This is a genomic window from Flavobacterium sp. FlaQc-48 (assembly GCF_044007335.1).
Lineage (GTDB): Bacteria > Bacteroidota > Bacteroidia > Flavobacteriales > Flavobacteriaceae > Flavobacterium.
Map to the genome: position 1 here is coordinate 109,486 of NZ_JBIPCR010000018.1, position 13,622 is coordinate 123,107.

The 13,622-nt window shown below is 34.7% G+C and carries 9 protein-coding genes and 2 tRNA genes; 6 read left to right on the plus strand and 5 right to left on the minus strand.

What is annotated here, in order from left to right; all coding sequences use genetic code 11:
• Window positions 1–14: 14 nt before the first annotated feature.
• Entirely contained in the window at window positions 15–3,296 is a 3,282-nt protein-coding gene (locus tag ACHRWY_RS22550) for a DUF2723 domain-containing protein (RefSeq protein ID WP_395357646.1), read from the minus strand.
• Window positions 3,297–3,541: 245 nt separating this feature from the next.
• On the opposite strand from ACHRWY_RS22550, the gene ACHRWY_RS22555 reads away from it, so the two are divergent.
• Together ACHRWY_RS22555 and ACHRWY_RS22560 are read left to right on the plus strand one after the other, a co-directional pair.
• Window positions 3,542–3,612: transfer RNA gene (locus tag ACHRWY_RS22555), tRNA-Gln, on the plus strand.
• A gap of 96 nt (window positions 3,613–3,708) precedes the next feature.
• Window positions 3,709–3,779 (plus strand) — tRNA-Gln (locus tag ACHRWY_RS22560).
• 73 nt (window positions 3,780–3,852) lie between these two features.
• Here the strand turns inward: ACHRWY_RS22560 and ACHRWY_RS22565 are convergent.
• The 3 genes from ACHRWY_RS22565 to ACHRWY_RS22575 form a co-directional block, all read right to left on the minus strand.
• Window positions 3,853–4,662: a helix-turn-helix domain-containing protein gene (locus ACHRWY_RS22565; RefSeq protein WP_395357647.1), complete on the minus strand. Its 810-nt coding sequence runs from the start codon at window positions 4,660–4,662 to the stop codon at window positions 3,853–3,855.
• Window positions 4,663–4,726: 64 nt separating this feature from the next.
• Complete coding sequence (locus ACHRWY_RS22570; protein ID WP_395357648.1) at window positions 4,727–6,142, minus strand: aldehyde dehydrogenase family protein; 1,416 nt, start codon at window positions 6,140–6,142, stop codon at window positions 4,727–4,729.
• 195 nt (window positions 6,143–6,337) lie between these two features.
• Complete coding sequence (locus ACHRWY_RS22575) at window positions 6,338–7,162, minus strand: universal stress protein (protein ID WP_395357649.1); 825 nt, start codon at window positions 7,160–7,162, stop codon at window positions 6,338–6,340.
• 176 nt (window positions 7,163–7,338) lie between these two features.
• On the opposite strand from ACHRWY_RS22575, the gene rimP reads away from it, so the two are divergent.
• From rimP to ACHRWY_RS22595, 4 genes are all read left to right on the plus strand, one after another.
• Window positions 7,339–7,803, plus strand: a complete 465-nt coding sequence (gene rimP / locus ACHRWY_RS22580) for a ribosome assembly cofactor RimP (protein ID WP_395357650.1) — start codon at window positions 7,339–7,341, stop codon at window positions 7,801–7,803.
• A 13-nt stretch (window positions 7,804–7,816) separates the two neighbouring features.
• Entirely contained in the window at window positions 7,817–9,064 is a 1,248-nt protein-coding gene (gene nusA, locus ACHRWY_RS22585; RefSeq protein ID WP_395357651.1) for a transcription termination factor NusA, read from the plus strand.
• A gap of 48 nt (window positions 9,065–9,112) precedes the next feature.
• Window positions 9,113–11,995 carry a translation initiation factor IF-2 gene (gene infB / locus ACHRWY_RS22590; RefSeq protein ID WP_395357652.1) on the plus strand — a complete coding sequence of 961 codons (2,883 nt, stop codon included), beginning with the start codon at window positions 9,113–9,115 and terminating at the stop codon, window positions 11,993–11,995.
• A 154-nt stretch (window positions 11,996–12,149) separates the two neighbouring features.
• Window positions 12,150–12,659, plus strand: coding sequence for a DUF4920 domain-containing protein (locus ACHRWY_RS22595; RefSeq protein WP_395357653.1), 510 nt, complete (start codon window positions 12,150–12,152; stop codon window positions 12,657–12,659).
• Between the two features lie 400 nt (window positions 12,660–13,059).
• Here ACHRWY_RS22595 and ACHRWY_RS22600 read toward each other — a convergent pair whose 3' ends face one another.
• On the minus strand, window positions 13,060–13,449 hold the full coding sequence (locus ACHRWY_RS22600) for an SPOR domain-containing protein (protein WP_395357654.1): 390 nt from the start codon (window positions 13,447–13,449) through the stop codon (window positions 13,060–13,062).
• Window positions 13,450–13,622 lie beyond the last annotated feature (173 nt).

The following is a 13,622-nucleotide window of genomic DNA, read 5'->3' on the forward strand; positions in this document are numbered from 1 at the left end:
ATGTTTTTCGTATATTATTCTTTTTCTCTGCCAAAGCGTTCGAAAACATTTACATACGTGTTAAAAGTTACTTTATGCTTTTCATAGAATGCAAGATCTTTATTGTCTTTCATTACTTGCAACAAGCTTCTGTAGCGTTCAATATCAGTAATAATATCAATAGCCAAATCAGTTTGGTCTGTAGGTGATAATGTTGCGTAATAATTTAATTCTTCTTTGTATTTCTGAACAAGTTTATTAAGCAAATCATGAGCTTTTTCGGTTTCTCCAACTTGATAATATCCTCCGGCAAAAGGCTCAACCAATGAGTAATAGCCATATTTGTCAATTGGCATTTTTGTCATCGCTAAGTTGATAATGTTTTTTGCTTTATCAATTTTACCTTCAGCAATAAGCTGGGTCATTAAACGTGATAAATTTGTACGGTAAGTGATGCTGTTTCTTCTGGTTTCAGGATCATGATAAATTTTATCACTATCACTATTTCCCCAGTCCCATTTCATTATAATGTCATAAGATTTATCGGCATCAATTTGCCCCATATCCATTGGTCCTCCATCTTTTGATGGTGTGTTTTTGATTGGAACTAATTTGTAAACCATGCCATCTAGCTGTAAGTAATCTTTTAGCCATAAGTAATCTTCGTTATCAAAAGCACCTCCGCTAAAGTAAATTGGCCTTTTCCAATTGTTGTTAGCCAGGATGTCCAGCATCATTAAACGATTTTTGTATAATGCATTTCCTTTGATGTCGATATCCATATATGGCACGATAGAATCGTTGTATTTAGGATTAACAACTTTGTTTTTGATAATTATATTTTTATCAACATTAACCCTGATTTTATTTGTTGGATAAAAATGAATAGTTTGTCCATTTTGCAAACCTACAGTTGATTTTGGGTTTTTGATAAAGTTAATAAAATCAGTAATATTCCAACGGGTTTCAATTTTTGGAATATAAGCGACATAATCTAGTTTATCACCCACATATTGATCGTGTGTAAAAGATATTGGTAACGGATCAGACTCGTAAGCTTTTGTTTTCATTTGATCAATATACCAGTCAGTATTAATTAAACTTGTATTCACAATTTTAACGTCGGTTCTTATGTGTTCGATCTCCTGCGCGTACCATAATGGGAAAGTATCATTGTCTCCAATGGTAAACAATATAGCATCTTTGTCGCAAGAGTTTAGATAAGCTTTTGCCATTGCAACTGCAGTGTATCTGCCTGATCTGTCATGATCGTCCCAGTTTTGAGACGCCATTAAAAAAGGAGCGGCCAGTAAACTTGCTCCAATGATAATTGGACCTGCAATTTTAGGTGCAATGTATTTTTGAATGCTCTCGTATAGCGAATAAACTCCAAAACCTATCCAGATCGCAAATACATAAAAAGAGCCTACAAGTGCATAATCTCTTTCACGGGGTTCGAATGGTCGCTCATTTAGATAGATTTTCAATGCAATTCCGGTAAATAGGAATAACGCTAAAAGCACATAAAAACTTTTAAGATCTTTGTTTGCATGATACATTAGCCCAATAAGGCCTAAAATAAATGGTAAGAAGAAATAAACATTTCGCCCTTTATTGTTTAAAACGTCTGATGGTAAATTGTCCTGAGATCCAAGATGTAGTGAATCAAGTGCTTTGATTCCGCTAATCCAGTTTCCGTCAAGGTTGTCATATTTTCCCTGAACATCACTCTGACGTCCAACAAAATTCCACATCAAATATCTCCAGTACATGTATCCAAATTGATATTCGAACATAAAGCTGAAATTGTCTGCAGTTGATGGTTTTTCTATGATTAAATAATCCTTGTAACTATTTAGAAATTTAACGTAGCCTTCGTTGTCAATTTGTTTCTGAGCATAGGCATGTCTGAATTCTGTAATTGTTTTTTCAACTTCATTACGCAATTGTGCAGTGGCTTTGTTATATTCCTCTTCGCTTAATTGACTTGGATCAATTCCGTATTTTCCTAAATCCTGTTCATAATCGTAGTTAGGATTTATTCTGAATTTAGGAGGATTTGTAAAACTGATGTAGTTTTGAATGTGTCCTGTTTCTGTACTCCACATTCTTGGCAGGATCGTTTTTTGATTGTCATCAGAATTTTGTTCTGCATTTTTATAATTATTGGTAATAATATATTTACCGGTTTTATAATCTCTTTCGTAGTTAGGCTTTTTGTCTGAATATGGGTTTTTTGCATCAAGACCTGCAAAAACTTCCGTGTATTGAGGGCCGTAGAACAATGGGTTTACTCCATATTGTTCACGATTGTAGTAAGCTAAAACCTCTGCGGCATCTGATGGTTTGTTTTCGTTGATTACGGTATTCGCATTAGCGCGAATAGGCAGCATCATCCAGGTTGAAAATCCAATAAAAATAAATAAGATGCAAAGAATGATAGTGTTATAGAAAATTAATCCTTTTTGCTTGGTGTATTTTAATCCAAAATAAAAGAATGCAATTAGGGCTAAAGCAACAAAAAGAGTTCCTGAGTTAAAAGGTAGTCCAAGACTGTTTACCATGAAAATTTCGGTTTTACCAAAGAAAGCCATGGTTAGTGGTAAAAGTAAAATAAAGATAAACAACAAAATTCCAACTACGACAAGGTTGGCAATGATGAAGTTTTTAAGAGTAACTTTTTCATAATGTTTAAAGTAGTACAGAAAACCTATTGAAGGAATCGTCAGTAAAGCCATAAAGTGAACTCCAAAAGAAAGACCTACAACAAGCGAAATAAGCAATAACCATTTGTTTCCTTTAGGTTTGTCCATGTCTTGTTCCCAACGAAGACCTAGCCAGAAAAGTAATGCGATTAATAAAGAGGCCATTGCATATACTTCGGCTTCAACAGCATTAAACCAAAAACTGTCAGAGAAGGTGTAGGCAAGAGCTCCGACAAAAGAGCTTCCTAATATAACAATTGAATTGTTTTGATTGATTTCAGAAAATTGAGCTATAATTTTTTTCAAAATAATAGAAGATGACCAGAACATAAATAGAATAGTAAAGGCACTTGAAAAAACAGACATCATGTTTACCATTACAGCTACATGTTGCGCATCTATGGCAAACATGGCAAAAAAGGCGCCCATCATCTGGAATAAAGGTGCTCCGGGTGGGTGACCAACTTCTAATTTAGCGGCTGTGGCAATGTATTCGCCACAATCCCAAAAGCTCATGGTAGGTTCAACGGTTAATGTATAGGTGATTAAAGCGATTGCAAATGCAAACCAACCAATAATTGTATTCCATTTATTGAAATTGAATTGTGCCATATTTAGGTGTTATAATTATGTATGTTTTCTATCTTACAAAGAAAATGTTTTTTTGTTGAAAGAGAAGAGCATTAACATAAAATTCTTCAAAAGTATTTATTGGGATTAATGCGTTGTTTGTGAAATACTTGTGAAATCATTATGACTTCGGGAAAAGAAAAAACGAAAAAAAACGAATTTTTTTTATCAAAAAGTTTGCGCAAACTAAAAAAAGCTTTAAATTTGCACTCGCTTAAACGCTTTGCTGGTCTATGGTGTAATGGTAACACAACTGTTTTTGGTGCAGTCTTTCAAGGTTCGAGTCCTTGTAGACCAACAAAAAAAAAGCCTCTCATTTGAGAGGTTTTTTATTTTAAAAAGTTTGCGTAGAATAAAAAAAACTTTAAATTTGCGCTCGCTTAAGCGTTTTTAGTGGTCTATGGTGTAATGGTAACACAACTGTTTTTGGTGCAGTCTTTCAAGGTTCGAGTCCTTGTAGACCAACATAAAAAGCCTCTCATTCGGGAGGCTTTTTTTATGTGATAAGCTTTCGTATTGATGTTTTTACTTTGCTTTTTTATTTTGCAAGTAAAGAAGAAGGAACGACTCCAAATTTCTTTTTAAATGAAAATGAAAAATGAGATAGATCTTCAAAGCCTACTCCTGTATAAACTTCAGATGGCGGATTTCCCTGATTGATTAAATAATAAGCTTCTTGCAATCTTTTATTTAAAAGCCATTTCCCGGGTGTTTCCTGAAAAACTTTTTGAAAATCTCTTTTAAAAGTGGCTAAGCTTCTGCCTGTGAGATAGGCAAAGCGGGTGAGGTGTACATTAAAATGGAAATTCTTGTTCATAAAGGCTTCGAGGTCAATTTTGCCGGGCTCGTTAAAATCAAACAGAATATCTTTTAATTCGGGGTTTACTTTTAGTAAAAGATGTATGGCTTCTTTGATTTTTAAGTTAAATAAAGTTTCATTGTTTTCCTGTTCTACTTCCAGATAAGAAATAAGGGATTCCATGAAAGATTTGTAAAGTGAATTTGGGGACAATGAAATCATTGCATCTAAATCTGATCTTTTGTCAATTTTGAAATTGTATTCAGTGCTTATTTCTCGTAAAATCTCCTGATCTAAGAAAAGGGATATTGTTTTGAATTCTGCTCCTTCTGGTGGAATTTTAACAAATTTGGCTAAATGATTTCTTCTGCTAAAGCGAAAATCCCCTTCTTTTGAATGATAGGTTTTTTTACTGTCTGAAGCGATCATTTCGCCTGCAATCTGATAGCTAAATACATGTTCCGGTATAAAGTGTTCTCCTTCACGGCTTCGCGCGAAGTAGCAGGAGTATAATATTTTGGGTTTTGTGGTTGCTTTTGCTGTCATCATGTAAAGTTACTAAAAGATCCGGAAATCTTTTGGGGTAAAGATTTTCGGATCCCTGTCTTTTTGTTTAACGAATTAGTGCTCTTGGTTCAAGATAAGCTTCAAGGCCGATTGTTCCAAATTCCCTTCCAATTCCTGACTGTTTAAATCCTCCAAAAGGAGCCATGGGATCGTGTCCGATTCCGTTTATTTGCACGCGTCCGGCATTTATTTGAGAAGCGACTTTGTGGGCTCTTTTTTCATCTGAAGAGCTTACATAGGCCTGTAGTCCGTATGTGGTGTCGTTGGCGATCTCAATTGCTTCTTCTTCGGTTTTGTATGTTATAATAGATAAAACGGGACCGAAAATTTCTTCCCTTGCGATTCGCATTTGATTGTTTACATTTATAAAAACGGTTGGTTTTACAAAGTTTCCTTTTTCCAGGCCTTTGGGTTTTCCTAAGCCCCCAATTAGAATTTCGGCCCCTTCATCAAGACCGATCCGGATGTAATTCTGAACACGTTCGTATTGTTTTGCGCTGACCATTGGTCCGACTGCAGTTGTTTCGTTTTTTGGATCACCAACAATAGTATTTGATGCCGTTTTGATGATGAGGTCTTTTGCTTCTTCCAGTCGGTTTTCGGGAACTAATAATCTTGTTCCTGCAATGCATGCTTGTCCGCTATTCATGTAAGCGGCGATTATAGCAAGCGGAATTGCTTCTGAAAAATTAGCATCGTCAAGGATGATATTAGGTGATTTTCCTCCAAGCTCGAGCGTAACGCGTTTCATGGTTTCTACTGCTTCTTTTGCAATAATTTTACCAACATTAGTAGATCCGGTAAAAGAGATTTTTGCAATATCCGGATTATGGCTTATTTCTGCTCCGACAATTTCTCCTAATCCGTTAACGATATTAAAAACGCCTTTTGGTAATCCTGCTTCGTGAAGGCATTCGGTAATTAATTGTGTTTGTTGTGCACTCATCTCGCTGGGTTTTATTACGGTGGTGCATCCTGCGGCTATTGCAGTTGATAATTTGCTGCAAATAAAACCATTGCTTGAGTTCCATGGAATGATGATTCCAACTACACCAAGCGGTGTCATTTGAACTTCGGATTTTCCCATTGTTTTGGTAAAGGCATAGGTATTTAGCAGGTTGATTGCCGATTCGAAGCTTTTTAGCATATAGTCATAGCTGATAGTGGCAAATTGTAATGTTCCTCCGTATTCTTCAACCATTATATTGATGAATTCTTCTCTTCTTTTTTCAATAGAAGCCTGTATGTTTTGTAGGTATTGGGTTCTTTCTGTTGTTGTGGTTTTTGAAAAGGTTTTGAAGGCTTCTTTTGCTGCAGCTATTGCATTTTGGGTGTCTTTTTGATTCCCCAGAAGTACTCTTCCTAGTTTTTCATTTGTGGTCGGACTTATTAAATCGAAATATTCGGTTCCGTTTGGAGTGGTGAATTCTCCGTTAATGTAAATTTTGTCTATTGTTTTCATATTGATTTTTTTATGATTTTATTTGACAAAGATCCGGATTAAGCTTGTTGATAGCTTTGTTGTAAAGCTCAAAGGAACTTTGTTAAAAAGCTCATGTAAAAATATTTTTTAATAAAAGGGTTTGTCTGTATTGTATCAAAAAAAAAGCTTCTCAATTGGAAGCTTTTTTTGGGTTATTTGTTTGGGGAAAAAAGTTTAAATTTTAAATGTTATTACTGGTTTTACGGCATGATTTACTAGTCCCTCACTGATACTTCCGTTAAAAAAGTGCGCAAAAGCGGTTCTTCCGTGTGTGCACATTCCAATAATATCTGCATTTATGCTGTTTGAAAAGTTTATAATTCCTTTTTCGATATTGGTGTCGTTGTAAATGTGGGTGTCGTAATTGGTCAGGTTGAATTCATTTACAAAATCCTTCATTGTTTTTTCTGCTTCATGAGTTGGTTTGAAACTATTCGGTGTGCAAATTGTGACTAAATGTATTTTTGATTCGAAGAATTTAGCAAAATTTTGAAGTTTTTCAAAAGGTTTTTTTGTTTCGTCTGAAAAATCTGATGCGAAAACAATATTCGAGGTATTAAAGTTTGTGCCGTCTTTTTTGATCACTAAAACAGGAATTTCGGAATTTCGTATTACTTTTTCGGTATTTGAGCCAATTAATAATTCTTCAATGCCAGAAGAACCGTGAGATCCCATTATGATTAAATCAACATTGTAATCTTTGCTGACTTGTGTAATGCCATGAATTGGTTTGTCAATTTTTGTAATTTCTGTGACCTCAATTCCTTCTAAATAAGGTTTTGAAGAAACTTCGTCCAGCATTTCATTGGCCTTTTTCATAAAGAGCATCGTTTCAGGAATGCTTGCGCCTCCAAGTATAGCATCATTCATTTGGCTTGGTAATTCAAGCATGTGCAAAATGATGATTTCGGAGTTGTTTTTTCTTGCAATTTGAGACGCAACTTTCAAAGCGTCTTCTGCATGTTCGGAAAAGTCGGTAGGTACCAGAATTCGTTTCATAATTTTTTGGGGTTAAATAATGTGAAATTCTCTTATTTTAATGCTCTTATAAAGATAAGAAATATTTTTAGAGCAATGTATTTATTTTGATTTATAAAAAAAACACTATATTTGCACCGTTATTTATTAAAATCTAAATAATGAGGGGACTAAGTGTCCCCTCTTTTTATAAAATTATGACATTTAAAGAAAAAGTAAACGGATTAATTACAGAAGCTCTTCTGGAAAAGCCATCAATCTTTTTGATTGATCTGGCAGTGTCAGACTCTTTTAAAATTAGTGTTGGTTTAGATGGTGATGATGGAGTAGCGCTGCAGGATTGTATCGATGTTAGTCGTGCAATAGAGAATAATCTGGATCGTGAAGAACAGGATTTTTCACTTGAAGTAGCATCGGTTGGAGTAGGATCACCCTTGAAAATGACAAGACAATACATCAAAAATATTGGTAGAGCGTTGATTGTTACTACAAATACTGAAAAAATTGAGGCAGAATTGGTGGAAGCTAACGATGTTTTTATAATTTTGTCTTGGAAAGCAAGAGAACCGAAAAAAGTAGGAAAAGGAAAAGAAACAGTTCAAAAAGAGCAACAAATACCTTATACAGAAATTAAAGAGGCAATTGTTACAGTAACATTTTAATTAAAGAATTCGCATGGAAAATTTAGCATTAATCGATTCATTCTCAGAGTTTAAAGATAATAAACTTATTGATCGTGTAACGCTTATGGCAATTTTAGAGGACGTGTTTAGAAATGCATTAAAGAAAAAATACGGTTCTGATGATAACTTTGATATCATTATAAATCCTGACAAAGGAGATATGGAGATATGGAGAAGAAGAGTAATTGTTGCTGACGAAGATCTTGATTTTGAAAACGAGGAGATTACTTTGACTGAAGCAAGAATGATTGAAGCGGATTTTGAAATTGGTGAAGAAGTTTCTGAAGAAGTTAAATTGATTGATTTAGGAAGAAGAGCTATTTTGGCTTTGCGCCAAAATTTAATATCTAAAATTCACGAACACGATAATACAAATCTTTACAAACAATTTAAAGATATTATTGGTGATATTTATACTGCCGAAGTGCATCACGTACGTCCAAGAGTAGTTATCTTAGTTGATGATGAAGGAAACGAAATTGTGCTTCCAAAGGAAAAACAAATTCCATCTGATTTTTTCCGTAAAGGAGATAATGTTCGTGGAATTATTGAAAGCGTTGAATTAAAAGGAAATAAACCTCAAATTATTATGTCCAGAACTTCTGAGAAGTTTTTGGAGAAATTGTTTGAACAGGAAATTCCGGAAGTATTCGACGGTTTGATTACAGTTAAAAATGTAGTGCGTATTCCAGGTGAAAAAGCAAAAGTAGCTGTGGATTCTTATGATGATAGAATTGATCCGGTTGGGGCTTGTGTTGGTATGAAAGGATCTCGTATTCACGGAATTGTTCGTGAGTTAGGAAACGAAAATATTGACGTAATCAACTATACAAGTAATGTTCAATTGTTTATTACAAGAGCGTTAAGCCCTGCAAAAGTTTCTTCTATCAAAATTGATGAAGAAAATAAAAGAGCTGAAGTTTTTCTGAAATTAGAAGAAGTTTCTAAAGCAATTGGTAGAGGAGGTCATAATATAAAATTAGCGGGTCAGCTAACAGGTTACGAGCTTGATGTTATCAGAGAAGGTGATGTTGCTAGTGGCGAAGATGATGACGTTGAGTTAACTGAGTTTTCAGATGAAATTGAAGGCTGGGTTATCGAAGAATTTGCAAAAATTGGTTTAGATACAGCTAGAAGTATTTTAAAACAAGAAGTAGAAGATTTAGTAAGAAGAACAGATTTAGAAGAGGAAACGATTCTTGATGTTATGAAAATACTAAAAGAAGAGTTTGATAGCTAGTTATCTGCTCTAACAACACAACGAAAAAGGTAATAATAAAAAGGTTATATGTCTGAAGAGAGAGTAATAAGAATAAACAAGGTTTTAAGGGAATTAAATATTTCGTTAGAAAGAGCTGTTGATTATCTAAAAGATAAGGGAATTGCTATTGATGCAAATCCAAATGCGAAAATTTCTGATAGCGAATTTAATATCCTACAAAGCCAATTTGCGGGCGATAAGGGGAACAAGGAAGCTTCTAAAGAGGTAGGAGAAGAAAAAAGAAAAGAAAAAGAAGCTTTACGTGTTGAACGTGAGAAAGAAATTGAAGACAAACGCAGACAAGACGAAGAACGTCAAAAGCAACAAGAAATCATAAAAGCGAGAGCTGTTGTGACTGGGCCTGTTCAGGTAGGTAAAATTGATTTAAATCCAAAGAAACCTACAGTTGTTTCTACTCCTTCTGAGGAACCGGCAGTTAAAGCTGAAGAACCAAAAGTAGTTGTTACTCCAACTCAACCAGAAAAACCTGTTCAAAAAGAAATTGTACAGCCGGAGCCGGTTGTTGTTCCTGTTGTAGCTGAAGAGAAGAAGGTAGAAAAGCCTATTATTACAGAGAAAAAAGAAGTAAAAGTGGAGACTCCAAAAGTGGCCCAGGAGCCGGTTGTGTCAACTGATCCTACGACTGCTGAGGAAACAATCACTACGCAATATCAAAAATTATCGGGAACTACTCTTACTGGGCAAACTATTGATTTATCTCAATTTAATAAACCAAAGAAAAAGAAAGAAGATCCGAAAATCACGCCTAATAAGCCGGGAGCTCCGGGAGCAAATAATAACGCTAATAAAAATAAGCGTAAAAGAATTGCTCCTAAACCTGGAACACCAGGTGCACCTAAAACTGCTACAGGGAATGCGCCGGGTACTCCAAACCCTAATAAAATTACACCAAATACTGGTGGTGGAGGTTTTAATGCTAACAGAAGTGCCAGACCTGGTTTTGTAAAAGGGAATCGTCCTGCAATTGTGGCTAAAGTTGAGCCTACTGAAGAGGAAGTAAAAAACCAAATTAGAGAGACTCTTGAAAAACTTCAGGGTAAAGGTGGAAAATCAAAAGCGGCTAAATACAGAAGAGATAAAAGAGATACGCACCGTCAGAAATCTGATGAAGAGCAAAGAGCAATTGATGAAGGAAGTAAAACGATTAAAGTTACGGAATTTGTTACTGTAGGTGAAATTGCAATCATGATGGATGTGCCGATTACTAAAGTAATTGGAACTTGTATGTCTCTTGGTATCATGGTAACCATGAACCAGCGTTTAGATGCTGAAACATTAACTATTGTAGCAGATGAATTTGGTTACGAAGTTGAGTTTATTACAGTTGATATCGAAGATGCTATTGAGGTAATTGAAGATAAAGAAGAAGATTTAGTAGTCAGAGCGCCAATCGTTACTGTAATGGGTCACGTCGATCACGGTAAAACATCTTTACTGGATTATATCCGTAAAGAAAATGTTATCGCTGGTGAGTCCGGAGGTATTACACAACACATTGGGGCATACGGAGTAACTTTAGATAATGGTCAAAAAATCGCATTCTTAGATACACCGGGTCACGAGGCGTTTACCGCGATGCGTGCACGTGGAGCTCAGGTTACCGATATTGCTATTATTGTAGTAGCTGCGGATGATGATATCATGCCACAAACAAAAGAAGCAATTTCTCACGCACAAGCGGCGGGAGTACCAATTATATTTGCAATCAATAAAATTGATAAACCAAATGCTAATGTTGAAAAAATCAAAGAGCGTTTGGCTGGGATGAATTTACTTGTTGAAGATTGGGGTGGGAAAATTCAGTCACATGATATTTCTGCAAAAGTTGGAACAGGAGTAAAAGAATTATTAGAGAAAGTTTTATTAGAAGCTGAGATTTTAGATTTAAAATCAAATCCTAACAAAGCAGCTCAGGGAACTGTGGTTGAGGCTTTCTTAGATAAAGGAAAAGGATATGTATCAACTATTTTAGTTCAACACGGAACTTTAAAAGTTGGGGATTATATGTTGGCAGGTAAGCATCATGGTAAAATTAAAGCCATGCATGACGAACGTGGGCATATTGTTAAGGAAGCAGGTCCTTCGACTCCGGTATCAGTATTAGGTTTAGATGGTGCGGCAACTGCAGGTGATAAGTTTAATGTATTTGAAGATGAAAAAGAAGCAAAACAAATTGCGTCTAAACGTTCTCAATTAATGCGTGAACAATCTGTACGTACACAGCGTCATATTACACTTGATGAAATCGGTCGTCGTATTGCACTTGGTCAGTTTAAAGAATTGAATGTAATCCTTAAAGGAGACGTTGATGGATCTGTTGAGGCATTATCAGATTCGTTCTCTAAACTTTCTACTGAAGAGGTTCAGATTAATATTATCCATAAAGGAGTTGGTGCAATTACTGAAACTGACGTTATGTTGGCTTCAGCATCTGATGCGATCATTATCGGATTTAACGTTCGTCCTGCCGGAAATGCAAGACAACTTGCTGATAAAGAGGAAATCGATATCCGTTACTACTCTATTATCTATGCAGCTATCGATGACTTGAAAGATGCAATGGAGGGAATGTTAGCTCCGGAAATGAAAGAAGAAATTTTAGGAACTGCTGAGATCCGTGAGATCTTCAAAATTTCTAAAGTGGGTTCTATTGCGGGATGTATGGTAATGGATGGTAAAATTATGAGAACTTCTAAAATTAGAGTTATCAGAGAAGGGGTTGTAGTGCATACAGGAGAACTTGTAGCATTGAAACGTTTCAAAGATGATGTCAAAGAAGTTTCTAAAGGTTATGATTGTGGTATCCAGATTAAAGGCTACAACGACATCGAAGAAAGAGATGTTATTGAGGCATACCATGAAGTTGCAATTAAAAAGAAATTGAAATAGTATTTTTTAATCAAAATATTTAGAAGTCCCAATGAGAATTGGGACTTTTTTTATGCCTGTGTTTTAGCGTGTAGTTCAGCGATAAAACTTGTAATTGAAAGTATGTTTTATTTATTTCAGATTTTAATGTTATTTTTGGAAAAATTATTTAAACATGAAACGATTAATTTACGGCATTGTTTTTTTTATAAGTATTTCTACAATGAGTTTTGCTCAGGAAGCAGTGGAGAAAAAGTCGCCGCCAAAGGGTAATGCCGAAGTGGGAGATTACTATGGTGAAGATGTATCTGAAGTTTCTCGGGGTAAGGCTATTTCAGTGGAGAAATTAGAAGATAAATTAAAGGATGCCAAGAAACTTGAAAGTGTTACTGTAAAAGGAGAGGTGACTGATGTTTGTGAAAAAAGAGGATGCTGGGTGACTATTAAAACAGAAAATGGCTCGTCTTTTTTTGTGAAAATGAAGGATTATGCTTTTTTTGTGCCTACTGCATTAAAAGGAAAAAATGTCGTTTTAGAAGGTAATGCTGAAAAGAAAATTACCTCTGTTGAGGAGTTAAAACATTATGCTAAAGATGCTAAAAAAGCCCAGTCTGAAATAGATGCAATTACTTTTCCAAAAGAAGAAATAAGATTTTTAGCGAATGGAATTAAGGTTGTGAACTAGATTGTATTTTGTGAATTAATATAGTTGCTGTATTCAAAAGCCCCAATGGGGGCTTTTTTTATTTTTGGAATTTTGATTTTAAAAATGATTTTTCTTATTGTTTTGTAAGTGTTTTTTTGATTTAGGATGAAGGATAAAGATTAGTCTTTATTATTAATTATCGACTGTTTGGGGGGTGAAAACAAGTTGTTTTTTAAGGTTGTAGTGGGTAGTTACGAATTGGGGTGTTTTTAGTGTTGTATTTTGTGAATTAGTGATGTTTATGCAGTGTTGTCCGGTAAGTTTTCAGGGTAAAAATACTGCTGCCCAAATAGTGTGTTGTGATGAGTTTGGTACTATAGTTTGGCACAAAAAAAAGCGAGATCAAATCTCGCTTTTTGCATATGTTTTAGCAATCGTTTTATTTGCCCGGTTTGATTAAAAAAACACTTTTGTATCTCTTTTTGATGTCTGCTAAATTGCGTTCAGCCTCTATTCGTGTTTTAAAATTGCCAACCATTACTTTATAGTTTGGAGTGTTGAAAATTATCGTTCCGTCAATAGTTGTATATTCTCTTTTAAAATCGGCTAGTGTTTTTTTTGCCTCTTCGCTTTTACCACTAAAGATTTGAATTTTATAAGTGTCATTTGTACTTATTGATGTGTTAATTTTGCGTTTGTCGTTCAATAATTGCTCAAATTTAGGATCCTGATTCAGTGTTAAATTTTGGTCTTGAGCATGAATGTTATGGGCTAAAGTGAACATTGTTAATGTTAAGAAAACTCTTTTTGAGTAGGTTAAAATTCTCATAATGTGATGGTTTTTATGCAAAAGTAGTATTTAAAAATTGTATCAAAAATTTTAATATTATTTAGAATTGATATAAATTGATATTTAAGAGTATTTTAAGGTTTTGAGAATAGTTCATAAGTCGTATTTTTGTGCAAGTTTTAAAAGAAGGTATTAATTTTTTGTCTGATTTA

Excerpts from the sequence above, each read along its gene's own strand:
- ACHRWY_RS22570 (WP_395357648.1), bottom strand. The coding sequence starts at position 6,142 with ATGAAAACAATAGACAAAATTTACATTAACGGAGAATTCACCACTCCA.
- ACHRWY_RS22595 (WP_395357653.1), top strand. The coding sequence starts at position 12,150 with ATGAAACGATTAATTTACGGCATTGTTTTTTTTATAAGTATTTCTACA.
- rimP (WP_395357650.1), top strand. The coding sequence starts at position 7,339 with ATGACATTTAAAGAAAAAGTAAACGGATTAATTACAGAAGCTCTTCTG.
- ACHRWY_RS22575 (WP_395357649.1), bottom strand. The coding sequence starts at position 7,162 with ATGAAACGAATTCTGGTACCTACCGACTTTTCCGAACATGCAGAAGAC.
- ACHRWY_RS22550 (WP_395357646.1), bottom strand. The coding sequence starts at position 3,296 with ATGGCACAATTCAATTTCAATAAATGGAATACAATTATTGGTTGGTTT.
- infB (WP_395357652.1), top strand. The coding sequence starts at position 9,113 with ATGTCTGAAGAGAGAGTAATAAGAATAAACAAGGTTTTAAGGGAATTA.
- ACHRWY_RS22600 (WP_395357654.1), bottom strand. The coding sequence starts at position 13,449 with ATGAGAATTTTAACCTACTCAAAAAGAGTTTTCTTAACATTAACAATG.
- ACHRWY_RS22565 (WP_395357647.1), bottom strand. The coding sequence starts at position 4,662 with ATGATGACAGCAAAAGCAACCACAAAACCCAAAATATTATACTCCTGC.
- nusA (WP_395357651.1), top strand. The coding sequence starts at position 7,817 with ATGGAAAATTTAGCATTAATCGATTCATTCTCAGAGTTTAAAGATAAT.